Origin of the sequence: Polynucleobacter sp. MWH-UH19D, from assembly GCF_040409795.1 — a bacterium.
Classification (GTDB): Bacteria; Pseudomonadota; Gammaproteobacteria; order Burkholderiales; family Burkholderiaceae; genus Polynucleobacter.
In genome coordinates, this window is the sequence record NZ_CP099571.1 from 151915 (window position 1) to 177321 (window position 25407).

A 25407-nucleotide genomic window follows, 5' to 3' on the forward strand; every position below is an offset into this window, starting at 1 on the left:
TCGCAATATATCTAAGATAATTTCTTAAGTATATTTTCCAAGCCATTGTTTCAAGTAGCTATTTTATTTCTATTATTTTATCAACATACGACGCTAAGTGTTTGTAAACACTAGGAAAATTCCCAAAAAAAGACCCAAAAACACTTGACCCTCTTATGACGATCCTCTAAAGTGGGAGGAAGTGTGAAAAAGTGGGGTAAATGGTGTTTCAAGGTGCGTCAGCTCTCAATTTAGATGCAAAAGGTCGGATGTCGATTCCGGCAAAGCATCGTGACGCCCTTTTGGTGCAGGGAGAGGGTCGAGTTACTCTCACTAAGCACCCTGATGGCTGCTTACTTCTTTTCCCAAGACCAGAGTGGGAAAGCTTTCGATCTAGGGTTGCTCAACTACCGATGGACGCACATTGGTGGCGCCGTATTTTTTTAGGCAATGCCGCAGAGATTGATCTTGATAGCGCAGGTCGAGTGTTGGTTAGTCCAGAGTTGCGTGCTGCAGCAGGAATTGAAAAAGAAGTGATTTTGCTGGGCATGGGAAGTCACTTGGAGTTATGGGATGCAGCAACCTATGCTGCAAAAGAACAGGCTGCGATCGCACAAGGCATGCCTGAAGCACTCAAGCAATTTAATTTTTGATGACGGGGTGCTATGAACATAACTCATCGCCCAGTGTTACTGGCCGAGGCGGTGACGGCGCTGATCAATGGCCCGCTCATTCAGAATCAAAACTCAGCAAAAAATTTCTTAGTGATCGATGGAACCTTTGGTCGCGGCGGACATACACAGGCGTTATTAAAGGAGCTGCCAAACTCTGCACGCATGATTTCCTTCGACAAGGATTTGGATGCAATAGCAGTAGCAAAGCAGATCAACGATCCACGTTTAACAATTATTCACGACAGCTTTGCGCAGATGGATCAGTATGCTCAAGCAGAGTCCGTCGATGGCATTTTGTTGGATCTGGGTATCAGCTCTCCACAGGTAGACGAGGCGCATCGCGGTTTCTCGTTTCGTCGAGAAGGCCCGCTCGATATGCGCATGAATACCAATCAAGGTTTAACGGCTGCAGAGTGGTTAGAGCAAGCACCTCAAGAGGAAATCACACACGTGATTAAGACTTACGGGGAAGAGCGTTTCGCATTTCAAATCGCTAAGGCTATCGTAGCCAAGCGAGAACAAGGCTTATCTCCAAAAACCACTACAGAGCTCGCTAATTTAGTGGCAAGCGTAGTCCGTACTCGCGAAGCAGGCCAAGACCCTGCAACAAGAACTTTTCAAGCGCTGCGAATTTTTATTAATCGCGAGCTAGAGGATTTAGAGCAAGGCCTTAAAGCGGCATTGAAATTATTAAAGCCTGGAGCACGGCTTGCTGTAATCAGTTTTCACTCTTTAGAAGATCGAATTGTGAAACAGTTTTTGCAATCTCATTCGACAGTTGAAATACCGCGCGGTTTGCCAGTTCGAGAAAAAGATTTACCGCAGAGTGCATTAGAAATTATTGGGCGAGTTAAGCCAAGCGATGTCGAGGTAATTGAAAATCCCCGCGCTCGTTCAGCAATTATGCGAATCGCTGAAAAACGTATGGGGGTGAGCGTATGAACCGTGCTACTCTGACACTACTTGCATTGTTATTGATATGTGCTTTATCACTCGTAGCTGCACAGCAGCGAGCCCGCAAGTTATTTGTAGCTTTGGATCGGGCTCAAATTGAAGAGCGTAAGCTAAATCAAGAGTGGTTGCGTTTGGAATATGAGCAGCGCAACCTTTCTAAGTCTGCTCGGATACGAGATGCGGCACGCAATCAGCTGCGTATGGTCCCTATTACTCCTGAACGTACTTTGTACTTGAAGGAGACTCAATGAGGCCGGTTGGGTTTTCCACAACACCAAATCTCGTCTTGCGCTTACCGATGTGGCGCTCAAGACTAATGCTGTTCCTTTTATTTCTTGTTTTTATGATGCTTTTATTAAGAGCATTTTGGATTCAAGGTCCTGGGAATGCATTCTATGAGGCAAAAGGAGTGCGGGGTACGCAACGTGAGTTGGAGTTGCCAGCAAGTCGCGGCAAAATTTTGGATCGTAATGGTCAGGTGATTGCCACGAGTCTTCAGGCTAAATCTATTATTGCTTACAACGATACTGTGCCTGATGATTTGTCGGCAGACAAGTTACAAAAGCTTGCTAATTTATTGCAAATCAGTAAAGCCGACTTACGCAAGAAGTTGCAAGAAGAGCGTAAACAAGTTTTCTTGAAGCGTCAGGTAGATCCAGCGGTTGCGCAACAAATTATGCAACTGGAAATTCCAGGTATTGGATTAAATAATGAATATCGACGCTTTTACCCCGAGGGCGAAGCAATGGCTCACGTGGTTGGCTTTACGAATGTCAATGACAAAGGCCAGGAGGGCATGGAGCTCTCTAGAGAAAAAGACTTAGCTGCTCACCCTGGTCAAAGGCGTGTGGTGGTTGATCGACTTGGTCGTGTGGTTGAGGATATTGCCATTGAGCAATTACCTCAGAATGGTAAGGACCTGCAGCTTTCGATTGATAGCAAAATTCAGTTTCTAGCCTATAACGCTGTAAAGAGTGCAGTTGAGCAACATCGTGCAAAAGCAGGTGGGGCGGTAGTCTTGGATACGCAAACAGGTGAAATATTAGCCTTAGCAAATTACCCAAGCTACAACCCAAACGATCGTAAAAACTTAAGCGGTGAGCAATTACGTAATCGTGTATTGACTGATACGTTTGAGCCAGGCTCTACCATGAAGCCGTTGACCATTGCTATTGCATTAGAAAAGGGTGCTGTAGCGCCAAATACTAATATGGTGATTGGGGCTAAGTATCTTGTGGGACCAAAGCCAATTACCGATACCCATCCCTATGGCAACTTAACAGTTGCAGAGGTAATTCAAAAATCAAGCAATATTGGTACGGCAAAAATTGCAATGAATAACCTCTCTGCTGAAGAGATGTGGGATTTTTATACCGCAGTTGGTTTAGGACAGTCCCCAAAAATTGGTTTTCCGGGTGCCGTTGCTGGTACGGTGCATCCATACGCTAAATGGATGCCAACCGATCAGGCTCGTATTGCATTTGGTTATGGAATTTCTGCATCCTTATTTCAAGTAGCGCGTGCTTACACGATATTTGCTCGCAATGGCGAATTGGTGCCATTAACAATTGAGCGTAGCCCAGAATTTAAACCAGGCACTCGAGTGCTCTCAGCTAAGACAGCAATTGAGATGAGGGAAATGCTCGAGACAGTAACTGAGCCAGGCGGAACGGCAGTGAAAGCGCAAGCAGAAGGTTATCGAGTTGGCGGAAAAACAGGCACGGCTCATAAATTAGTAGGTAAGGGTTACGGCAATAAATACCGTGCGTACTTTGCTGGTCTTGCTCCAATAAGCGCGCCGCGAATTGTGGTTGCTGTCATGATTGATGAACCGACTGGCGGAAGCCACTATGGCGGTGATGTAGCTGCGCCGGTTTTTTCAACTATTGTTGGCGAAACCTTAAGAACGCTCAACGTGGTTCCGGATAGCAAAGTCAAACAAATGGCGCTTGATGATAAGAGTGCCTCAGAAGTTCGTACTGCAAATGCGCAGATTCAACATGCGGTCTTAAAACGATGAGGACTATGTTGAATATAAATCCCGATCATTTGATTGAGCACTTACAAACCTTAACAGACTCATCTGCAAAGGTGAGCGCTGATAGTCGTCAGATTCGTTCTGGGGATATCTTCTTTGCATATCCAGTTGGGCATGGCAATGGATTGCGTGATGGTCGACAATTTATTGATGCTGCATTAGAGGCTGGGGCAGCTTGTGTTGTATTTGATCCCCAAGATTCTGCTAATCGTTACGCTCGATATAGTGAGCATCCAAAATGCATAGCAATTGAAAACTTGGCGAAAATTGCTGGAAAGCTTTGCTCAGATTGGTACGGCAATCCAAGCAAACAATTAAAGATGATTGGGGTTACCGGAACGAATGGTAAGACTAGCGTTACGCAATGGCTTGCAAAAGCTTTAGATGCATCAAGCCATCGTACGGCAGTTCTCGGTACCTTAGGAACAGGCTTTCTTGGTGCTTTAGAAAAAACAGGCTATACAACTCCAGATGCCCCGAAATTGCAGACGCAATTGAAAGAGCTGTTGGTGGCAGGAGCAAACCAAGTGGCGATGGAAGTGTCATCCCATGCTTTAGATCAAGATCGAGTTGCAGGGACTGTATTTGAGTGCGCAGTTTTTACTAACTTGACTCAAGATCATTTGGATTATCACGGTAGCATGGCTAGTTATGCGCAAGCAAAAGCCAAGTTGTTTGCTCAGGCCGGATTACAGCATGCAGTTATTAATTTAGATGATGCATTTGGTCGTGAATTAGCTATGAATTTGTTGGCTAAAGACAAATTGAAAGTCTGGGCCTACGCCCTAAATAAAAATGCTTTCCAAGGATTTGAAAAGTTTGGCAATCGCTTGCAGAGAATCTATGCGTTGGATATTTCTTTAAGTCATTCGGGCTACGACTCTACATTTATACTAGATGGTGTTGGGCAAGTTGATTTAAATATTCCACTGCTCGGAGAGTTCAATATTAGTAATGCGCTTGCGGTTTGGGCAGCACTACTAACTCAAGGCTTCAGTATTGCTGAGGCAGGTAACCGAATAAGTCAATTGCAGCCGGTTGTTGGGCGCATGGAACTCATTTCGTTTAGCAAGCATGCTAAGGCGGCAGGGCTATTGGCGGTAGTGGATTACGCACACACCCCGGATGCTTTGCAAAAGACACTAAAAGCGTTGCGCCCAATCGCTGAACAGCGGGGTGGAAAAATTTGGTGTGTATTTGGGTGCGGTGGAGACCGCGATATTGGCAAACGTTCTCAAATGGGTACAGTTGCTCAACAGTTTGCTGATCAGATTGTGATCACCAGTGATAACCCAAGATCAGAAAATCCCTTGCAAATTATTCAAATGATTCGAGAGGGCATCAAAGTTTCTAGTGCCAACGTTCAAGAAATTCCCGATCGTGCGGCGGCTATCTTGACAGCAATCCGCCATGCTGATGCACGTGATGTTGTGTTGGTTGCGGGGAAGGGTCATGAAACCACCCAAGAAATCGGCGATAAGCGTTTTGATTTTTCCGATCAAGAGCATATTCGACTTGCAGCAGGGGGTTTGGTCTGATGAGTTCGATGACTACACTCGCAAAAGTCCACGCAATGTTGCCTGGAAGTCTTTTATTAAATATATCTGCGCAAGATGCAGAAAGATTAATGTTGTCCAGAGTTGGCACTGATAGTCGCCAGATAGACGCTGGAGAATTGTTTATCGCACTGGCGGGTGAGCGTTTTGATGCGCATGATTTCTTAGTCGATGTTGCTAACTCTGGGGCGGGTGCTGCGCTAGTGAGTGATGCAAAAAAATGTCCAGAAAACCTACCAGCTGTATGCGTATCCGATACTCGCATTGGTCTTGGTGAACTCGCAAAGGCGTGGCGCACAAGCCATGCGATCCCTTTAGCTTTGGTAACTGGCAGCAACGGAAAGACTACCGTTAAAGAGATGATCGCCTCAATATTTAGAGCAGCGGCTGGCGAAGCGCATACCTTGGTTACTAAAGGTAATCTTAATAATGAGATTGGTTTGCCATTAACGCTATTAAGACTGCGCTCAACGGATGCGCTTGCGGTGATTGAGCTTGGTATGAATCATCCTGGTGAGACTGCTCAGTTAGCTTCAATTGCTCAAGCCAATATCGCATTAATCAATAATGCGCAAAGAGAGCATCAAGAATTCATGCAAACCGTTGCCGCAGTTGCAGAGGAGCATGCGGATGTAATTCGGGCATTGCCAAAAGATGGAATCGCAGTATTTCCTGCTGACTCAGAATTCTCTGAGATTTGGAAAGCTGCTGCAGCTGATCGCAAGGTAATTGATTTTGCTTTAACAACTTCGCAGTCAAATTCAGATGCAGTAGTCAGTGGCTATCAGTTGCCTGATACAAAGGTGTTAGTTCAAGTTGGCACGCACTCTATTGAGATTCAATTAAATACCTTGGGTAGTCACAATGTGCGTAATGCATTAGCAGCAAGCGCTGTAGGGTTGGCTGCAGGAATATCGCTTGAAAAAATCAAGCAAGGGCTTGAAGCCTTTGCGCCAGTTAATGGGCGTATGCAGGTTAAATTTTCAGACTTGAAATACACCTTAATTGATGATAGCTATAACGCTAATCCAGATTCAGTTAGAGCTGCAATTGATGCATTAAAACAAGCTGACGGAGTAGCTTGGCTTGTTTTGGGTGATATGGGCGAGGTTGGCAATCAAGGGCCTGAATTTCATCGAGAAGTTGGTGCTTACGCCGCTGAGAATGAAGTGAGCAAAGTTTTTGCACTTGGAGAGCAATGCTTGCTCGCAAAGAACGGTTTCAACTCTGCAAAAGTGAGTGCAAATTCCAGCGCTATTCATTTCGAAAATATTGAGAAATTGATATTGCATTTACATCAAGAATTAGCTGCGCATTTAGCTAGTGGCGGGCAGCATTTAAATATCTTAGTTAAAGGTTCACGTTTTATGCGCATGGAGCGTGTAGTGCAAGCCTTATTAGAGGAGGCGAAAACATGCTCTTAGTATTAGCACAGTGGTTGCAAGAAGACTTTGGGTTTCTTCGTGTCTTTAACTACATTACTTTTAGAGCGGTTATGGCAACTGTCACAGCTCTATTGATTGGCCTTGCGGCTGGGCCTTGGGTTATTAGTAAGTTAGCTGCTTTAAAGATGGGGCAGGCGGTTCGTACCGACGGGCCACAAACTCATTTAGTGAAATCTGGAACGCCAACTATGGGCGGCGTATTAATCCTGATCGGCATATTTGTTTCTTGCATGTTGTGGGCAGACTTAAGTAATCGCTTTATTTGGATTGTGATGATTGTGACTGCTGGTTTTGGGGCGGTTGGATGGGTGGATGATTATCGAAAAGTAGCTCGAAAAGATCCAAAGGGAATGGCTTCTCGAGAAAAGTTTTTTTGGCAAACTTTAATCGGTCTTTTTGCCGCAATTTATCTTGCCTTTTCAGTATCTGAAGTAAATAACCTCAAAGTTCTGCAATTATTTTATGAATGGTTAAAGAGTGGTTTTGCTTTGGACTTGCCAGCTAAGGCTGACTTGTTGATTCCATTTTTGAAAGAAGTTAGCTATCCATTGGGGATGATGGGTTTCATCATTCTGAGTTATTTAGTGATTGTCGGTAGTAGCAATGCTGTCAATTTAACGGATGGCCTTGATGGATTAGTGATCATGCCGGTGATATTGGTTGGAGCTGCACTCGGCGCTTTTGCATATGTAATGGGGAATGCCATTTATGCGAAATATCTTCTCTTCCCATATATTCCTGGCGCTGGTGAGCTCATGATTTTCTGTGGGGCCATGGGTGGAGCCGGCTTGGCCTTCCTTTGGTACAACACGCATCCTGCCCAAGTGTTTATGGGTGATGTAGGTGCATTGGCATTAGGAGGTGCGCTCGGAACAATTGCAGTAATTGTTCGTCAGGAGATTGTGCTTTTTGTCATGGGTGGAATTTTTGTGGCAGAAACGCTCTCAGTAATGTTGCAGGTATTTTGGTTTAAGTTCACCAAGAAACATTTTGGCGAGGGGCGTCGTATTTTCCGTATGGCTCCTCTGCACCACCACTTTGAATTAGGCGGGTGGAAAGAGACACAAGTAGTTGTACGTTTTTGGATTATCACCATCCTCTTGGTGTTAATTGGTTTATCTAGTTTGAAATTACGGTGAACCAAATAAAGATATGTTTAATTTAGTTAATGTCTTCGCAAATCCCACCACCGTCTCAGACGTTGGTTACGAGGCTCCGCATCGCTTCTTGATTTTAGGTCTAGGCGAGTCTGGTGTGGCAATGGCGAAATGGTGTTTGCGAAATGGGGCGCTGGTACGACTTGCGGATACGCGTGACCGCTCAACGCTTGGTGAGCGTCAATTGGCTTGGCTTGCTGAGCTTGAGCTTGCAGGCCTGAAAGCCGCTAGCTTTGGCCCTCTAAGCGATGATTTGCTGAGTGACATTGATGTCATCGGTATTAGCCCAGGCTTATCTCCATTACAGGATCCAACAGAATCATTTTTAGTAAAAGCTCGTAAAGCAAAGATTGATGTTTGGAGTGAGATCGAATTTTTTGCTCGTGCAATTGCCTCCATAGAGCGTCTGGCACATGAGCAACAATGTGATTACACAACATCGGTGCTCGCTATAACTGGCACTAATGGCAAAACAACGACAACTGCATTAACAGGCCAGCTTTGTGAGCGGGCTGGAAAGAAAGTGGCTGTTGCAGGAAATATCAGTCCAGCAGCGCTTGATAAGTTAATGGAATGTTTAGACGCCGCTGATCAAATTGAAGATATGCCTGATATTTGGGTACTAGAGCTTTCTAGTTTTCAACTGGTGTATACCGATTCGCTAAATGCGACAGCGGCTACTGTCTTGAACATTACCCAAGACCATTTAGATTGGCATGGAGATATGTCTTCATATGCGCAAGCTAAAGCTAAGATATTTGGCGCTAATACTGTTTGTATTTTGAATCGAGATGATTCATTGGTCATGGATTTGCTTTCTGATGAGCAAAAATCTGAAAGAACTATTGTTACTTTTGGTTTAAATAGGCCGGATGAGCAGGGCGCTTTTGGTATTGAGCATGATTTGCGTGCTGGTGGAATTGATTGGCTTGTATGGGCCGAGATAGATGAGGATGTTGAGCCTCAACCAAAACGCCGTCGAAAGTCTGTGGCTGTAGAAGATGAGCCATTGCGTTTGAAGCGTCTAATCCCAGCAGATGCATTGCGTATTCGCGGACGCCATAATGCTTTAAATGCCCTGGCTGCACTTGCTTTAGCGCGAGCAGCTAATTTACCAATGAATGTTCTGTTGCATGGTTTACGTGATTACCATGGAGAACCTCATCGCGTTCAAAGTATTGCTGTCGTAAATGATGTTGAGTATGTTGATGACAGTAAGGGTACAAACGTTGGCGCAACCGTTGCTGCCCTTAATGGCTTAGGTAGTAATGAGTCTGGTAAGCGAATTTGGCTGATCGCCGGTGGCGACGGTAAGGGGCAAGACTTTAGTCCTTTACGTGAGCCTGCCTTGCGATTTGTAAAAGGCGTATTTCTGATTGGTAAAGATGGCGAAAAAATTGCTCAGGCAATTGGTAATGACATTTCCTGCGTAATAAGTGGCAATTTGTCTGCTGCCGTGAGTGCCGCAGCTGCTCAGGCAGTTTCAGGTGATTTGGTACTGCTTTCACCGGCATGTGCCAGCTTCGATCAGTTTAAAGATTATGTAGAGCGTGCTGAGGTTTTTGCATCAGAAGTTGCAGAGCTGGGAATGCGTTTCGAGGGGGCGCAAGCATGAACTTAAAAGGGAAGATGCTCTCTCAAAATCGTCTTGGCTTGGATCGTTTTTGGAATTTTTCTAGAGACGGCATAGACAACTTTCGTACGGGTTTGCGTGATGCAGTTTCTGGGGTTGAGCAAACCCGTTCACGAATGATGGAATATGACCAGTTATTAGTTTGGGCGGTTTTATCGCTCATGTTAATAGGCTTGGTAATGGTTTATTCAGCTTCAATAACGCTGGCAGATGGACCGAAGTATGCGAACTACAGTAGCAATTACTTTTTGATTCGTCATTTAATTTCCTTGGCAATTGCTACGGGAGTTGGTGTGTGGGTATTTAAGATTCCAAGTAAGGTTTGGGATCGTTATTCTCCTGTAATTTTTGGTTTCACAGTGGTACTACTGGTCTTGGTATTAATTCCAGGCGTAGGCAAGGGCGTCAATGGTGCCAGACGTTGGATTCCCTTGGGTATTATGAATTTTCAGCCTTCTGAGTTGATGAAATTTGCTGCAGTTATTTTTGCCGCAAGCTATACAGTGCAACGCCAAGAGTATTTACATTCTTTTTCAAAAGGGATGTTGCCTATGGGTATCGCAGTTGCACTTGTGGGAGGTCTCTTGATGAAAGAGCCAGATATGGGTGCATTTGTAGTTGTGGCAATAATCGCATTTGGCATTTTGTTTCTGGGTGGAATTAATGCCAAGTTATTTGGTGGCTTGCTTTTAGTTGGTCTTCTCAGTGGTGCTGCGATGATCGCTCTCTCACCATTTAGACGTGAGCGGATGTTGGCATTTATGGATCCATGGCAAGTCGATAACGCTGCTAATAAGGGTTATCAGCTCACACACTCATTAATGGCTTTTGGTCGAGGTGAATGGTTTGGTACAGGTTTAGGCGGTAGCGTAGAAAAACTGCATTACCTTCCTGAAGCACATACCGATTTCATCATGGCAGTGATTGGTGAAGAGTTAGGTTTTGTCGGTGTCGTAGTCATGATCTTCTTGTTCTATTGGATTGTGCGACGCGCTTTCATGATTGGCCGCACTGCTTTGCAACTAGATCGTAGTTTTGCTGGCTTAGCAGCAAAAGGCGTTGCCATTTGGATTGGTTGGCAAGCTTTTATCAATATGGGTGTGAATTTAGGTTTATTGCCAACAAAGGGCTTGACCTTGCCACTGGTCAGTTATGGCGGTTCAGGAATTTTGATGAACGCAGTAGCGATAGCAATGCTATTGCGCATTGATTATGAAAATCGCATTCTGATGCGCGGAGGGAAGTTATGACAAGACCCTCAATATTGGTGATGGCTGGCGGCACTGGTGGACATATTTTTCCGGGATTGGCGGTTGCCGAGTATTTACGTATTTGTGGTTGGAATGTTTCATGGCTGGGCAATCAAAATGGCATGGAATATCGTTTGGTTCAGTCATGCAATTTTCCTTTTGAGGCAGTTGAGTTTGGTGGTTTGCGTGGCAAAGGTCTAAAAGCCAAGCTAATGCTTCCAATGAACTTAGCCCGTGCTTGTTTTCAGAGCTGGAAAATTATGCGTCGGCTAAAACCCAGCGTTGTCTTAGGTATGGGTGGATACATTACCTTTCCAGGTGGTTTGGTAAGTAAATTCTTAAAGCGCCCATTGATACTGCATGAATCAAATTCTGTTGCCGGTAGTGCAAATCTTGCCTTGTCCAAAATTGCCATGCGTACTTTAACTGGCTTTCCCAATACGATGGATAAGGCTGAGTGGGTGGGTAATCCAATACGGCAAGAATTTGACCATATGCCTGAGCCCGCTTTACGGTACAGCCAACGTCAAGGACCGCTCTCGATTCTTGTCGTTGGTGGCAGCTTAGGCGCTGCTGCATTAAACGAAAATATTCCCGCTGCTTTAGCTTTAATTGCAAAAGACGCTCGCCCCAAAGTCATCCACCAAGCGGGTGACAAGCATTTGGCTGAATTACAAGCTCGATATGCCGAATGTGGAGTTGAAGCAGATATTCGTCCTTTTATCGATGACATGCCAAGTGCATATGCACAAGCTGATTTGGTCATTTGTCGCTCTGGCGCCATGACAGTTTCTGAGCTGGCAGCATGTGGCGTGGCTTCATGTCTCATTCCGTTTCCTTATGCGATTGATGATCATCAAACAGCAAACGCTCGCTTTCTATCGGATGCAAAAGCTGCTGTTCTATTGCCGCAAAAACAATTAAACCCTCAGGATCTAGCTGAAATGATTCAAAACATTCATCGTGAGGATTTGAAGGGGATGGCAGTGAGAGCTCATGCTTTGGCGAAGCCGCATGCTACTCAGCGTGTTGCTGAAGTCTGCGCTGATTGTGCGGGGGTTGGAATATGAAACATATTGTTCAGCAAATTCACTTTATTGGTATTGGCGGTGCAGGCATGAGCGGCATCGCTGAGGTATTGCTGAATCTTGGATATCAAGTTTCTGGATCTGACTTAACGGAAAGTGCAACAACAAAACGATTGCGAGAGTTGGGTGCAGTCATTCAGATTGGCCATGATCGAAAAAATGTAGGGACTGCAGAAGCGGTTGTAATTTCGACAGCAGTTGCTGGCAATAATCCTGAAGTTTTAGCTGCGCGGGCGGCAAAGATTCCAATCATTCAGCGGGCAGTGATGTTGGGTGAATTAATGCGGCTAAAACAGGGTATTGCAATTGCTGGCACCCATGGAAAAACTACTACTACCAGCTTGGTGGCTTCTGTATTAGCAGAAGGTGGTTTAGACCCGACATTTGTGATTGGTGGGAAGCTTAATTCTGCTGGGGCGAACGCACGTTTAGGTCAAGGCGACTTTATCGTAGTTGAAGCTGATGAGTCAGATGCATCGTTCTTGCAGCTATTCCCTGCAATGGAAGTGGTAACCAATATTGATGCTGACCACATGGACACTTATCAGCATGATATGGCTAGACTAAAGCAAGCATTTGTCCAGTTCATACAGCGGATGCCATTTTATGGTGTAGCAGTATTGTGTATTGATGATGCAAATGTGCGCGACATTATTCCTTTTGTGTCGCAACCAGTATTGCGATATGGCTTATCGGATGATGCGGATATTCGTGCAAGCGATGTTCGTGCTGATGGAACTCGTATGCACTTCACGGTTGAGCGTCGCACAGTTCGTCGTCACGGTAATAAACCTGGTCCACTTAATGTCACCTTAAACCTTCCTGGTTTACACAATGTGCGTAATGCTCTGGCGGCTATTGGTATTGCAACAGAGTTGGGCGTTAGTGACGAAGCCATTACAAAAGCACTTTCTCAATTTGGAGGGGTTGGTCGACGATTCCAAAGATACGGCGATGTTTCCTTGGCATCTGGCGGAAGCTTCACATTAATTGATGATTACGGCCATCATCCAGTAGAGATGGCTGCAACCTTGGCCGCAGCCCGTGGCGCCTACCCCAATCGTCGATTGGTGTTGGCGTTTCAGCCGCATCGCTTTACTCGAACCCGTGATTGTTTTGGCGAATTTGTTCAAGTGCTTAAAAATTTTGATGCCTTGGTATTGACTGAAGTTTATCCAGCTGGTGAAGCAAAAATTCCAGGGGCAGATGGTAAGAGTTTGCTGAAAGCCGCAATGGCTGACGATAAATCTACTCAATCTCTTTTGAACTCTGGTGCCGTTGTATTTGCAGCCAATGTCGCTGAAATGCCTGAAAAACTCAGTCAGATATTAAAAGATGGAGATGTATTAATTACGATGGGAGCCGGTTCTATATCTGCTTTGCCACATACACTGGTGGAGGTAAAGCATGTCTAAGAGCAATCTTGGTATGTGGGGCGATCGCGTAAAGGCGCAAATTGCAAACCTTAATGTCAAGTCTCTTGGACGAGTTGGCGTTTTGCTCGGTGGCCGTTCGGGTGAGCGAGAAATTTCACTCATGTCAGGTAACGGTGTATTAGAGGCTTTGACTACTAAGGGTGTTGATGCTCATGCATTCGATACTGGCTTACGAAACCCTACAGAATTAGCAGCGGAAAATTTTGATCGAGTGTTCATATCTTTGCATGGTCGCTATGGTGAGGACGGCACGATCCAAGGCTTATTAGAGCTACTTGAGTTGCCGTATACCGGTAGCGGCGTGTTGGCGTCGGCTTTAGCGATTGACAAGATAGCTACTAAGCAGATTTGGATCAGTAACGGCCTATCAACACCAGAGTTTGAAGAACTGACGGCTACCAGTAATTGGAGTGCGGTTGTCAAACATCTTGGTTTGCCTTTGATTGTTAAGCCTGCCCATGAGGGTTCTTCTTTGGGTCTTACTAAGGTGAAGTCTGCAGAAGAGCTTCCTTCAGCCTATGAGTTAGCTGCAAGTTTGGACACCAAGGTAATTGCTGAGACCTGCATTGTGGGCGATGAATTGACTTGCCCATTAGTAGGTCAAGGGGATAACGCAGAGGCTTTGCCAGTCATCAAAATTATTCCACCACAGGCAAATTACGATTTTCATAACAAGTATTTTTCAGATGAAACGAAGTACTTGTGCCCTACAGGGCTGGCGGCAGAGGTGAACGAGAAGGTTCAAGAGTTAGCTCTCGCTGCATATAAAGCATTGGGTTGCCGCACCTGGGGTCGAGCCGATGTGATGTTAGATCACAAAACTGGCAAACCCTATTTACTTGAAATGAATACATCACCTGGCATGACTTCTCATTCGCTAGTCCCTATGGCCGCAAAAGCAGCAGGCGTTGAGTATGCAGATCTAGTGCTTTGGCTATTGCTTCAGACAGTGCAACACAAAGAGGGCGTTGCTAGATGAGCAATTTCATGGACCGGTTTGGCGAAATCTTCGCCATGTTGATGTCTCCGCTTTGGAATTATCCCGAGCGGATGCAAAAACTCAGCCGTTTCTTGATGCAGTGTTTTGCAGTGATGTTGGTGCTTGGTTTATTAGTTTGGCTGGGGCAACGACCCGTGTTTACCTTAAAGCAAATTCAGATTGAGCCAGTAGTTGGTCAATCCTTGAAACATATTAATAAATCAATGGTGAAGCGTCAGATTGCTGAAACTGTTCAAGGTAATTTTTTTAGCGTGCGCTTGGAAGATGTGAAGCGCGGTTTTGAAAGTATGCCTTGGGTTCGCCATGCCAATGTTCGTCGTGTTTGGCCCAATGGCTTGATTGTCAGTATTGAAGAGCAGCAAGCTTTTGGCACCTGGGACGGCGTTGATAGCAACACCTTAATTAATAAATATGGCGAGTTATTTGCTGGTCGAGTTTCTGAAGTTCCTGATGGGGCAAAGCTAATTGATTTCCATGGGCCAGAAGATGCAGGTAAGGAAGTAACGAGCTTATATGAGAGAGCAAACAACTGGTTTAAGCCCTGGGGTACTGAAGTAGTGAGTTTGGCATTAACTGAGCGTTATGCCTGGCATATCAAGCTTTCAAATGGCATGAAAGTCGAATTTGGTCGTGATGAAGAAAGCTCCGATAAAAATTTAACAGAGGAGCGTGTGTCTCGGTTACTCAAGTATTGGCCGCAGGTTCAGGAAAGATGGGCAAACCGAGTTGATGTTGTTGATTTACGTTATGCAAATGGTTTTGCAGTTCATCTTGCTTCTGCAAGTTTGAAGAAGAGTGATCTTGACGGCAAAAAAAGTGAGCTGAAGCAATGAGGATATGGGAATGAGTAAAGACAATCGCGATTTATTGGTTGGTTTGGATATTGGAACCTCCAAGGTGGTCGCCTTGGTTGCTGAATTAGCGCCTGATGGTCAATTTAATGTTGTCGGTGTTGGTCAAACAGCCTCTAAAGGTTTGAAGAAGGGTGTTGTTGTCAATATCGAGGCAACTGTGCAGTCTATTCAGAAAGCGCTGGAAGAGGCAGAGATCATGGCAGATCGCCAGATCGTGCAAGTCTTTACTGGGATTGCTGGTAATCACATTGTTAGCTTTAACTCGAGTGGCATGGTCGCTATTCGAGATAAAGAGGTAAGTGCAGGTGACGTAGAGCGCGTACTTGAAACTGCCAAGGCTATCAATATTCCAACTGATCAACAAATTCTGCATATTCTTGTTCAAGAATTCATCATCGATGGTCAAGAGGATGTGCGTGAGCCGATTGGTATGAGTGGTTTACGGCTTGAGGTGAAGGTACATATTGTTACCGGTGCAGTGAGTGCTGCTCAGAATATCGTTAAATGTGTACGCCGTTGTGGACTGGAAGTTAACGATCTTATTTTGCAACCCTTGGCATCAAGCTTGGCAGTGTTGACTGAGGATGAAAAAGAGCTTGGCGTTGTATTAGTGGATATAGGCGGCGGGACAACCGATATCGCCATCTACTGTCAAGGGTCAATTCGTCATACAGCAGTGATTCCAATTGCTGGCGATCAAATTACGAATGACATTGCAATGGCATTGCGCACTCCAACAATTGATGCTGAAGATTTAAAAATCGCACATGGCATTGCTCGTCAAGAGATGGCTGATCCAGCGGCAATGATTGATGTTCCTGGTGTGGGAGATCGTGAGCCACGTCCTATGTCTAAGCAAGCTCTAGCTGCAGTGATTGAGCCACGTGTTGAAGAGCTGTTCACTTTAGTGAGGGGTGTGGTACGTGACTCTGGATATGAGGACATGGTTTCTTCAGGAATTGTTTTAACGGGTGGCACTGCGCTAATGCCAGGCATGGTTGAGTTGGCTGAGCAGGTGTTTTTAAGGCCTGCTCGTATTGGTACTCCTGAATATCGTGGCCATTTACATGAGGTCTTACGCAGTCCACGTTTTGCAACCAGCATTGGCTTGTTAATGGAAGGTCAGGCTCAAGTATTGCGTGGTCGTCGTGTATCTCAATCAGGCGCATTGCAAGGAGTCATTACGCGCATGAAGGAATGGTTTGCAGGAAATTTTTAAGTTGTTTTTCGTCGTCGTCAATGTAGTACGTTTTTTACCTAGGAGGGTATATGGAATTTGAAATGTTAGATCAAGAAGTTGCTGGCAAAACCATTATTAAAGTGGTTGGTGTTGGCGGGGCTGGCGGCAATGCAGTCCAACACATGATCCGTCGTGGAGTAAATGGCGTAGAGTTCATTTGCATGAACACCGATGCTGGCGCGTTACAGCGTTCTGAGGCATCTGTGAATTTGCAACTGGGCTCTAGCGGATTAGGTGCTGGCGCAAAACCAGAAATTGGTGCTGCTTCTGCTGAAGAAGCTCGCGCTCGAATTGCAGATGTATTGCAAGGCGCACACATGGTATTTATTACTGCCGGTATGGGCGGTGGAACAGGTACTGGCGCTGCCCCAATCGTTGCTCAAGTAGCAAAGGAAATGGGTATTTTGACAGTTGGCGTTATTAGTAAGCCATTTGATTTTGAGGGTGTGAAGCGCTTAAAGGTTGCTGAAAATGGCGCCGCTGAGCTTGAATCTTATGTGGATTCGTTGATTGTTGTGCTCAATGAAAAACTATTTGAAGTGATGGGTGAAGATGCTGAATTTGATAAAGCATTTGCCTGTGCGGATGATGTTTTACATAACGCGGTATCTGGTATTGCAGAGATCATCAATGTTCAAGGCTTGATTAACGTAGACTTTGAAGACGTTAAGACTGTGATGGGTGAGCAAGGCAAAGCCATGATGGGAACAGCGACAGTCTCTGGTATGGATCGCGCACGCTTGGCTGCGGAGGCTGCCGTTGCTTCACCATTGCTAGAAGGCGTAGATTTATCTGGTGCGCGTGGCGTATTAGTAAATATTACTGCTAGCCGTTCATTGAAGTTGTCTGAAACTCGGGAAGTGATGGCTGCGATTCGTGGTTATGCCGCTGATGATGCAACGGTAATTTTCGGTACGGTATATGACGATAGCCTGGGTGATGCATTACGTGTAACGGTAGTTGCCACTGGCTTGAACAATCCCCAAGCACGTCAAAGCAACCAACCAGAGGTTGTTTGGAGACAGGCAACAGGTACTCATGATGCAATTCCAACAATGGCAGACTTGAACAGTTTTGCCCCTGCTAGTGCCTCAGCTGCAATCAGTAAAGTAAGTCTTGATTCTGCATTAAGTACTAGCGCAGGAATTGCGATGACTGGTTCTGCGGGTGCGCCGGCAATGTCAGCACAGCCTGTAACGAGTACCGCAGTTGATTACAGTCAATATGATTTGCCACGAGTTTTTCGGAGTTCTCGTGAAGCAACTCCTGCGCCAACATTGGGCGCAGATAGTTCTCCACAAGCGAAGACCTTATTGGACAAAGGGGCTGATTACTATGAAATCCCTGCGTTTTTGCGTAAGCAAGCAGATTAATTAACTGCTCAATACAATAGGTAATTGTGAAATGTCAGCGCAGCGCCCCTCCGGACGACGAATCCTGCGCTTGCGTTGGCATGCTGACTAACAATTACCTATTGGAGACGCCATGATTGCTGTTGGACAAAAATTACCAAATGCCACTCTTTATGAGTTTTTTAATGAAGAGGCTGAAGGTTGTGCATTGGGGCCAAATGCATTTGAAGTAGAAAAAATTGCTGCTGGCAAAAAGATTGTAATTTTTGGATTGCCTGGCGCATTTACACCAACTTGTTCTGCCAAGCACGTTCCTGGATATGTCGAGAATTGCGATGCTATTAAAGCAAAAGGTGTAGATGAAATTTGGTGTGTTTCTGTGAATGACCCATTTGTAATGGGTGCCTGGGGGCGTGATCAAAAGGTAGGCAAAAAAGTTCGTATGCTAGGTGATGGTAGTGGCGAGTTCACCAAAAAATTAGGCCTCGAGTTAGATTTAACAGCTCGTGGTTTGGGTGTTCGATCAGATCGTTATGCCATGATTGTTGAAGATGGCGTGGTGAAATCTTTAGATCGCGAAGCCCCTGGTAAATTTGAAGTAAGTGATGCAGTTTCAATATTGAAGAAGCTGTAAATTTTAATAAACACCCCTTGAATTTAGAGAAGCGATCATGATGAAGCAAAGAACTATAGCGTCCCCAGTGAAAACTGTGGGAATAGGTTTGCACTCTGGTCGCAAGGTGACGATTGTGATTAAACCCGCACCAATAAATTCAGGGGTTCAATTTGTTCGAGTCGATACTGAGCAGCAGTCTGTTGTGCCCGCGACCGCAACGGCTGTTTGCGATACGCGTTTGGCGTCAGTTATTCAAAAAGACGGTGTTCGTGTATCGACTGTTGAGCACTTGCTTTCTGCTTGTGCGGGTTTAGGTTTAGACAATCTATTTATTGAACTTGATGGTGAAGAAGTTCCCATCATGGATGGTAGCGCTGCTTCTTTCTTATTCTTGATTGAGTCTGCTGGAATTGAAGAGCAAGATGCTCCGCGACAATTTGTTGTGATTAAGAAGCCGGTTGAAGTTCGAGATGGCGATAAACTTGCCCGCTTAGAGCCATTCTTTGGTTTTAAGTTGGATTTCACGATTGATTTCAAGCATCCTGCGGTGGATAAAACTGGACAACGTTTTGTTGTTGATTTTGCAGAGCATGCTTATCGCAGTGAAATTGGTCGCGCACGCACATTTGGATTCGCGCATGAGGTTGAAGCGCTTAGAGAAATGGGATTAGCTCGCGGCGGTAGTTTAGATAACGCAATCGTGCTAGATGAGCATCGTATTTTAAATAATGAAGAGCTTCGTTACGAAGATGAGTTTGTGCGTCATAAAATCTTAGATGCGATTGGTGACTTGTACTTAGTTGGGCACCCTATTGTTGGTGCTTATGTCGCAGAAAAATCAGGTCATGCTTTAAATAACGCACTGCTACGTAAGCTCTTGGAAGATCCAACTTCTTATGAAATGAGTACTTTTGCAGAAAACAAGGCACCAGCCGCGTATTCTCAAGAAAACCAGCCACTTTTTTTCTGAGGCCAATTTTTATTTCGGTCGATGTCGAAGCAATTTTTCCACGGTTTTTCGAAGTTCTGAGTCTGGTGCAAGTTTTTGTAATAAATCTTCCCAGGATTTTTTGGCAATCTCATTAAAACCCTTTGCTGGTCTACGATTTTGATTGCTTTCATTGGGCTGAATTTCCCACCGAGCAGGCGCAGGTTTTATCTTGACTTGAATTGTCACGCAGTGAACACCAAGTTTATATAACTCATTGATTAGGCTAGGTAAATTTTGTTGTAGGCGATTTCCAATGCTGGCGCTACTAACAAGTAAAAAAAGTGTATTTTCTTTGCTTGAACTCCATCCCGGCTCAATTTTCGTGCTTAGATGTTCGAGATCCAGTTTGGTTAGCGCCTCTTTGAGAGTAATTTTGAGCTTCGCAATACCTTCAGTTTTGGCCAAAATTCCACCTAAACCATTAGATTCACGTAGGTAATCCACCCATTCATGGGCAGTCTGCTTACGGGACGGTTTACGAGCAAAGTTCATAAAAAATGGGGTTCGGATGATAAACTCGAGGTCTTCATTTCATTCAATATCCCATGGTAATCGGTCTTCTTAAAACCCTGGTCGGCAGTCGTAACGACCGCCTATTAAAACAGTATCGCAAAGTCGTTGCCAAGGTAGCGGCTTTTGAGCCCAACCTCAAGGCTTTGGATGATGCTGCGCTTGCCGCAAAAACTGCGGAATTTAAATCTCGTTTGGCTGCAGGCGAGTCATTGGATGATATTGCCCCAGAGGCTTTCGCTGTAGTGCGGGAAGCTAGCGTGCGGGTAATGAAGATGCGCCATTTTGATGCTCAGCTCATGGGTGGTCTTGCTCTTCATCAAGGGAAGATTGCCGAGATGGGTACGGGTGAAGGAAAAACTTTAACCGCCACACTCCCTGTTTATTTGAATGCACTTACTGGTAAGGGTGTTCATGTTGTTACTGTGAATGATTACTTGGCGCAACGTGATGCCGAGTGGATGTCAAGTTTGTATAACTTCTTAGGCATGAAAGTTGGTGTGAATCTATCGCAGATGGATCACAAGACAAAGCAAGAAGCCTATGCAGCCGATATTACTTACGGCACAAATAATGAGTTTGGTTTTGATTATTTACGTGACAACATGGTGCAAGATCTAAGCCAGCGTGTTCAACGGGGCTTGGCTTATGCGATCGTAGACGAAGTTGATTCGATCTTGATTGATGAGGCGCGTACCCCATTGATTATTTCTGGTCAGGCGGATGATCATACTGATCTTTATATCAAGATTAATAAACTGCCTTCCTATTTAGAGCGTCAGATTGGCGAAGAAAAAGCGGATGGTACTGGTGTGGAAAAGCCCGGTGATTATTGGGTAGATGAAAAGTCTCAACAGGTTTACTTGACTGAGCAGGGTCACGATAAAGCGGAGCAGGTGCTAGTTCAGATTGGCGCTTTAAACGATGGCGATTCTTTGTATGCGCCTCAAAACATTACTTTGATGCACCACGTTTATGCAGCTTTGCGTGCACATACTTTATATAACCGTGATCAACACTATGTTGTTCAAAATAACGAAGTGATTATTGTTGATGAGTTCACTGGTCGCCTGATGCAAGGTCGTCGTTGGTCAGATGGTTTACATCAAGCAGTTGAGGCAAAAGAAGGTGTACCGATTCAAAATGAGAATCAGACTCTAGCAACTATTACTTTTCAAAATTACTTCAGGATGTACGGCAAGTTAGCTGGCATGACTGGAACAGCTGATACAGAAGCCTATGAGTTCAAGGAAATTTATAACCTTGAAACAGTAGTTATTCCACCAAATCGGATTAGTCAGCGCAAAGATCGCCAAGACCAGATTTATAAGTCTTCTCGCGAACGATATGATGCAGTGATCAAAGATATTGAGGATTGCTATCAGCGCGGTCAACCAGTCTTGGTTGGAACAACCTCAATTGAGAACTCAGAATTAATTGCTAGCTTATTAGATAAGCGCAAGCTACCTCATCAAGTGTTAAATGCTAAGCAGCATGCTCGTGAAGCAGAGATCATCGCGCAAGCAGGACGTCCGAAAATGATCACGATTGCTACCAATATGGCTGGTCGTGGAACCGACATTGTGTTGGGTGGTAACGTAGGTAAGCAATCTGCTCTGATTGAAGCGGATGATTCACTCTCAGATGATCAAAAAGCTGCCAAGATCAAGCAATTGCAAGATGAGTGGCAAAGCATTCATGATCAAGTATTGGCGGCGGGCGGCTTGCATATTATTGGTACAGAGCGCCATGAGAGCCGTCGTATTGATAACCAACTTAGGGGTCGTTCCGGACGCCAGGGTGATCCAGGTTCCTCGCGATTCTATCTTTCATTAGATGATCCATTGCTTCGTATTTTTGCGGGCGATCGTTTGCGCGCCGTGATGGAGCGCTTGAAGATGCCTGATGGTGAGCCAATTGAGGCGGGTATGGTGACTCGCTCCATTGAGTCTGCTCAGCGCAAAGTTGAAGGTCGTAACTTTGATATACGTAAGCAATTATTAGAGTATGACGATGTAGCTAATGATCAGCGTAAAGAAACTTATCGCCTCAGAAATGAAGTGCTTGAGAGTGCCGATATTGGTGAGCTCATTGCCAATTTGCGTGAAGACGTTCTCTGCTCTGTCTGTTCTTACTATGTCCCAGTCGAGTCAATGGAAGAGCAATGGGATTTGCTAGGGCTTGAAAATGTTCTAGCGAACGAATGGGGATTAACGGTCGATTTGCAGAAATGGGTTGAGGGTGCTGAAAGCGTTGATGATTCAGAAATCGTCGAGCGCGTTTTGCAAGCCGCTAAAGATGCTTATGATGCAAAAGTGGATCTAGCTGGTCGTGAGTCTTTTGCTGGATTTGAGCGTTCCGTTCTTCTCTATAGTCTTGACACTCATTGGCGTGAGCATTTGGCAGCACTAGATCATTTGCGCCAGGGAATTCATTTACGAGGCTATGCCCAAAAGGATCCCAAGCAGGAGTACCGTCGCGAGGCATTCGAACTCTATGGCGAACTATTGAATGTCATCAAGAATGATGTTGTTAAAAGCATCATGACGGTGCAAATTCGCAGTGCAAGCGAATTGGATCAGGCGTCCGAGTCTATGAATGAGGATTTGGCGAAGTTAAAAGATCTGCAATATCAGCATGCCGATGCCGACATGGAAGTCGCCGGTTCAACGGGTGATCGCGGTGCCTTGATTGATATTCAGCCAGCACCTGTTCGTACGGGCCCTAAAATTGGACGCAATGATCCCTGCACTTGTGGCAGTGGTAAAAAATATAAGAATTGCTGCGGTGCTTTAGCCTAAGCTGCTTATTTCTTTATTTAGAAAGGCTCAGAATACTGAGCCTTTTTTCTTGGTGAAATCCCTAGTTATTTGATGTGATGATTCTTGGCGATATCTGTCATGATTTGTAGGTTCTAAATCTATTTCTTGCTTGTTGCATATTCATTACTAGGGGGCGCTATGGCTGTAACGTTTACTCTCAATGGCAAAGCTGTAAATTTTGATGGAGATCCAGAAACCCCAATTCTTTGGGTCTTGCGCGACCACTTAGATGTCACTAGCCCTAAATATGGTTGTGGTGCTGGGCTTTGTGGAGCCTGCACCGTTCACCTAGATGGAGCGGCCATTCGTTCATGTTCCACACCTGTTTCAGTAGCTTCTGGCAAAAAAGTGACCACTTTAGAAGGCTTATCTCCAAAGGTTGGTAAAGCGCTTGCAGATGCTTGGACGGAGTTTGATGTGCCGCAATGTGGATATTGCCAAACAGGGCAAATGATGTCTGCGGCAGATTTATTGGCTAAGAATAAAAAGCCCAATAGTGATGACATTAAAAATGCTATAGCTGGCAATATTTGTCGCTGTGGAACCTATTCCCGTATTGAAAAGGCAGTCAAACGCGCTGCTGATAAATTGGCTTAAGGGGTAGAAACATGAAAAATCATTCATTAAAAAATGTAAGCCGTCGTCAATTTATTCAACACAGCGCTGCGGTTACTGGGACATTCATTGTTGGAATGCATCTTCCTATTGTTAGTGAAGCTGCTACTGCTGGTGTTAGTGCAGCGCCTGCATTAGCAAATGCTTGGATTCAAATTACGCCTAGTAATCAAATTACCTTGATTTGTGCTCGATCAGAAATGGGGCAGGACGTTTATACATCATTACCTGCATTGCTTGCAGAAGAATTAAATCTGCCACTCTCGATGGTAAAGGTAGAAATTGCTGGCGTTGCCCCAGTCTATATCAACGCAATGTTAGGCGGCCAAATTACGGGCGGCTCCACTTCTGTTCGTGAAGCGTTTGATAAGTTGAGAACGGCTGGAGCAGCAACGCGATCTGTTTTGATTCAGGCGGCTGCACAAAGATGGAATGTCGCTGCATCTGACTGTAAAGCTTTCAACGGTAAAGTGACCCACGCGAGTGGTAAGTCGGCAACATATGGCGAGTTGGCCGCAGATGCCGCTAAATTGCCGCTCCCAGAAAAGCCTGTTTTGAAATCTCCAGCTAGTTTTATGGTTATCGGAAAAGAGACCATGCGTCGCTTGGATACGCCTGTAAAAGTTGCTGGTAAGGCGGTTTATGGAATCGACGTCAAGATTCCGGGTATGGCGATTGCATCTTTAGCGCAATGTCCTGTGATTGGAGGCACTCCAAAATTTTATGATGCAACTGCAGCCCTAAAGGTGGCTGGCGTTATTAAGGTTGTACAAATTTCTGATGGCGTAGCTGTTTTGGCAAAAGATTTTTATGCTGCTCGTAAGGGTAGGGATGCTTTGAAGATCAATTGGGACGAAGGACAAAATGCAAGCCTAAGCAACGCAACTGTTCGCAAGTCTCTTGAGGCTGGACTATCTCAAAAAGGTGCGGTAATTAAGACGGTTGGTGATGTTAATAAATCCGCCTCAGGTGGAAAAGCGATTAGCGCGCAGTACTTTTTGCCATATTTGGCGCACTCCACCATGGAGCCTGTGAACTGCTCTGCAGATGTATCTAATGGAAAGTGCAGAATTATTGGGCCAATTCAGTTTCAGCAGGGTGGGCAAGCAGTTGCAGCTGCCGCCGCTGGAGTTAAGCCAGAAGATGTCACCATTGAAACTACTTTCTTGGGCGGTGGATTTGGTCGGAAGCTAGAGCTCGACTTTATTCGTCAAGCCGCAGAGATCTCAAAGGCAGCAGGCATGCCCGTGAAGATGCTCTGGACAAAAGAAGACGATATTACGCATGACTTCTATCGTCCAATGAGTATTCATCAGCTTGATGGAGTGCTTGGAGTTAATGGTCAGTTGGAGTTTATGAAGGCCAAGATGGTTTCTCAGTCAGTGACCGCACGCGCATTTCCTGGTTTCGTAAAGGATGGCTTTGATCCCTTTATGGTTGAGGGTTCAAACAATGTAACGTATGACATTCCTAATATGGAGATTACTAATGTCATAACTGATACTGGTCTACGAGTCGGTTATTGGCGCTCCGTAAGTAATGCATTAAATGCCTTTGCGATTGAGAGTTTTGTCGATGAGGCTGCAAAAGCTGCAGGGAAAGACCCAGTCGCGTTTCGGATGGCTTCGCTTAATAAACATCCACGAGCAAAAGCGGTTCTTGAGGCTGCTGTGAAGAAGTCGGGTTATACCGCTGGTAGTAAGCGATTTGGGGTAGCTCAGATGGAGTGTTATGAGACTTATTCAGCGTGCGTGATTGAGTTAGATGCTGCAACAACGGATACCAAGGTTAAGAAGATTACTTTTGTATCTGATTGCGGAATCGTGGTTCATCCAGATCAAGCCAGAGCACAGCTAATGGGTGGAGTTGTTTATGGTTTGGGTGCAGCTTTGGGTAACGCAATAACGATTGAGAATGGTCGCGTTCAGCAGTCAAATTTCAATAATTATCCAAGTCTTCGCCAAAATGAGGTCCCAACAATTGAGGTGCATTTGATCCCTAGCCAAGAAAAACCAGGGGGCTTGGGTGAGGTTGGGGTTCCACTAGTGGCACCTGCTCTAGCCAATGCGATTGCAGCTGCTACAGGCAAACGCATTCGAGAGTTGCCAGTAAAAGCCTGACCCGAGTAATTTTCGGTAGACTTAGATAAAGCGCGCCAAATACGGCGCGCTTTGTTTTTGAGCCTCATCTACAATTG

Annotated in this window: 21 protein-coding genes; 20 read left to right on the top strand and 1 reads right to left on the bottom strand. The window is 45.1% G+C overall.

The features are described 5' to 3' along the window. Window positions 1-203 precede the first annotated feature (203 nt). From mraZ to lpxC, 17 genes are all read left to right on the top strand, one after another. Complete coding sequence (mraZ, locus tag NHB34_RS00850) at window positions 204-632, top strand: division/cell wall cluster transcriptional repressor MraZ (RefSeq protein ID WP_173956651.1); 429 nt, start codon at window positions 204-206, stop codon at window positions 630-632. Between the two features lie 12 nt (window positions 633-644). Beyond that, window positions 645-1595, top strand: coding sequence for a 16S rRNA (cytosine(1402)-N(4))-methyltransferase RsmH (gene rsmH / locus NHB34_RS00855; protein WP_353427674.1), 951 nt, complete (start codon window positions 645-647; stop codon window positions 1593-1595). Next, the gene (ftsL, locus tag NHB34_RS00860) at window positions 1592-1858 is read left to right on the top strand and encodes a cell division protein FtsL (protein ID WP_353427675.1); all 267 of its coding nucleotides are present in this window, start codon (window positions 1592-1594) and stop codon (window positions 1856-1858) included. Before rsmH ends, ftsL begins: the two co-directional genes overlap by 4 nt. After that, the gene (locus tag NHB34_RS00865) at window positions 1855-3627 is read left to right on the top strand and encodes a penicillin-binding protein 2 (RefSeq protein WP_353427676.1); all 1773 of its coding nucleotides are present in this window, start codon (window positions 1855-1857) and stop codon (window positions 3625-3627) included. Before ftsL ends, NHB34_RS00865 begins: the two co-directional genes overlap by 4 nt. Before the next feature lie 5 nt (window positions 3628-3632). Beyond that, window positions 3633-5183 (top strand): UDP-N-acetylmuramoyl-L-alanyl-D-glutamate--2,6-diaminopimelate ligase, encoded by a 1551-nt coding sequence (locus tag NHB34_RS00870; RefSeq protein WP_353427677.1) that lies wholly within the window; start codon window positions 3633-3635, stop codon window positions 5181-5183. Continuing rightward, complete coding sequence (murF, locus tag NHB34_RS00875) at window positions 5183-6625, top strand: UDP-N-acetylmuramoyl-tripeptide--D-alanyl-D-alanine ligase (RefSeq protein ID WP_353427678.1); 1443 nt, start codon at window positions 5183-5185, stop codon at window positions 6623-6625. Before NHB34_RS00870 ends, murF begins: the two co-directional genes overlap by 1 nt. Continuing rightward, complete coding sequence (gene mraY / locus NHB34_RS00880) at window positions 6616-7785, top strand: phospho-N-acetylmuramoyl-pentapeptide-transferase (RefSeq protein WP_353427679.1); 1170 nt, start codon at window positions 6616-6618, stop codon at window positions 7783-7785. The genes murF and mraY overlap by 10 nt, the downstream gene beginning before the upstream one ends. Window positions 7786-7798: 13 nt before the next feature. Further along, on the top strand, window positions 7799-9418 hold the full coding sequence (murD, locus tag NHB34_RS00885; RefSeq protein ID WP_353427680.1) for a UDP-N-acetylmuramoyl-L-alanine--D-glutamate ligase: 1620 nt from the start codon (window positions 7799-7801) through the stop codon (window positions 9416-9418). Further along, entirely contained in the window at window positions 9415-10686 is a 1272-nt protein-coding gene (ftsW, locus tag NHB34_RS00890) for a putative lipid II flippase FtsW (RefSeq protein WP_353427681.1), read from the top strand. The genes murD and ftsW overlap by 4 nt, the downstream gene beginning before the upstream one ends. Beyond that, window positions 10683-11756, top strand: a complete 1074-nt coding sequence (murG, locus tag NHB34_RS00895; protein WP_353427683.1) for an undecaprenyldiphospho-muramoylpentapeptide beta-N-acetylglucosaminyltransferase — start codon at window positions 10683-10685, stop codon at window positions 11754-11756. Before ftsW ends, murG begins: the two co-directional genes overlap by 4 nt. Continuing rightward, window positions 11753-13189, top strand: a complete 1437-nt coding sequence (gene murC / locus NHB34_RS00900; protein ID WP_353427684.1) for a UDP-N-acetylmuramate--L-alanine ligase — start codon at window positions 11753-11755, stop codon at window positions 13187-13189. Before murG ends, murC begins: the two co-directional genes overlap by 4 nt. 13 nt (window positions 13190-13202) lie before the next feature. Next, on the top strand, window positions 13203-14189 hold the full coding sequence (locus NHB34_RS00905; protein WP_353428516.1) for a D-alanine--D-alanine ligase: 987 nt from the start codon (window positions 13203-13205) through the stop codon (window positions 14187-14189). Continuing rightward, window positions 14186-15043 (top strand): cell division protein FtsQ/DivIB, encoded by an 858-nt coding sequence (locus NHB34_RS00910; protein ID WP_353427686.1) that lies wholly within the window; start codon window positions 14186-14188, stop codon window positions 15041-15043. Before NHB34_RS00905 ends, NHB34_RS00910 begins: the two co-directional genes overlap by 4 nt. 10 nt (window positions 15044-15053) lie before the next feature. Further along, entirely contained in the window at window positions 15054-16283 is a 1230-nt protein-coding gene (gene ftsA, locus NHB34_RS00915) for a cell division protein FtsA (protein WP_353427687.1), read from the top strand. 50 nt (window positions 16284-16333) lie between these two features. Then, window positions 16334-17677, top strand: a complete 1344-nt coding sequence (gene ftsZ / locus NHB34_RS00920) for a cell division protein FtsZ (RefSeq protein WP_353427688.1) — start codon at window positions 16334-16336, stop codon at window positions 17675-17677. A gap of 112 nt (window positions 17678-17789) precedes the next feature. Further along, complete coding sequence (locus NHB34_RS00925) at window positions 17790-18290, top strand: peroxiredoxin (RefSeq protein WP_353427689.1); 501 nt, start codon at window positions 17790-17792, stop codon at window positions 18288-18290. A 37-nt stretch (window positions 18291-18327) separates the two neighbouring features. Beyond that, window positions 18328-19242, top strand: coding sequence for a UDP-3-O-acyl-N-acetylglucosamine deacetylase (gene lpxC / locus NHB34_RS00930; protein WP_353427690.1), 915 nt, complete (start codon window positions 18328-18330; stop codon window positions 19240-19242). Between the two features lie 9 nt (window positions 19243-19251). Here lpxC and NHB34_RS00935 read toward each other — a convergent pair whose 3' ends face one another. Further along, window positions 19252-19755, bottom strand: coding sequence for a hypothetical protein (locus tag NHB34_RS00935; protein WP_353427691.1), 504 nt, complete (start codon window positions 19753-19755; stop codon window positions 19252-19254). Window positions 19756-19808: 53 nt separating this feature from the next. Here NHB34_RS00935 and secA point away from each other — a divergent pair, with 53 nt between their 5' ends. The 3 genes from secA to NHB34_RS00950 all read left to right on the top strand — a co-directional run bounded on the left by secA (window position 19809) and on the right by NHB34_RS00950 (window position 25330). After that, window positions 19809-22574 carry a preprotein translocase subunit SecA gene (gene secA / locus NHB34_RS00940; RefSeq protein ID WP_353427692.1) on the top strand — a complete coding sequence of 922 codons (2766 nt, stop codon included), beginning with the start codon at window positions 19809-19811 and terminating at the stop codon, window positions 22572-22574. A 159-nt stretch (window positions 22575-22733) separates the two neighbouring features. Next, window positions 22734-23192 carry a (2Fe-2S)-binding protein gene (locus NHB34_RS00945; RefSeq protein WP_353427693.1) on the top strand — a complete coding sequence of 153 codons (459 nt, stop codon included), beginning with the start codon at window positions 22734-22736 and terminating at the stop codon, window positions 23190-23192. 11 nt (window positions 23193-23203) lie between these two features. Next, complete coding sequence (locus tag NHB34_RS00950; RefSeq protein WP_353427694.1) at window positions 23204-25330, top strand: molybdopterin cofactor-binding domain-containing protein; 2127 nt, start codon at window positions 23204-23206, stop codon at window positions 25328-25330. The last annotated feature ends 77 nt before the right edge of the window (window positions 25331-25407 follow it).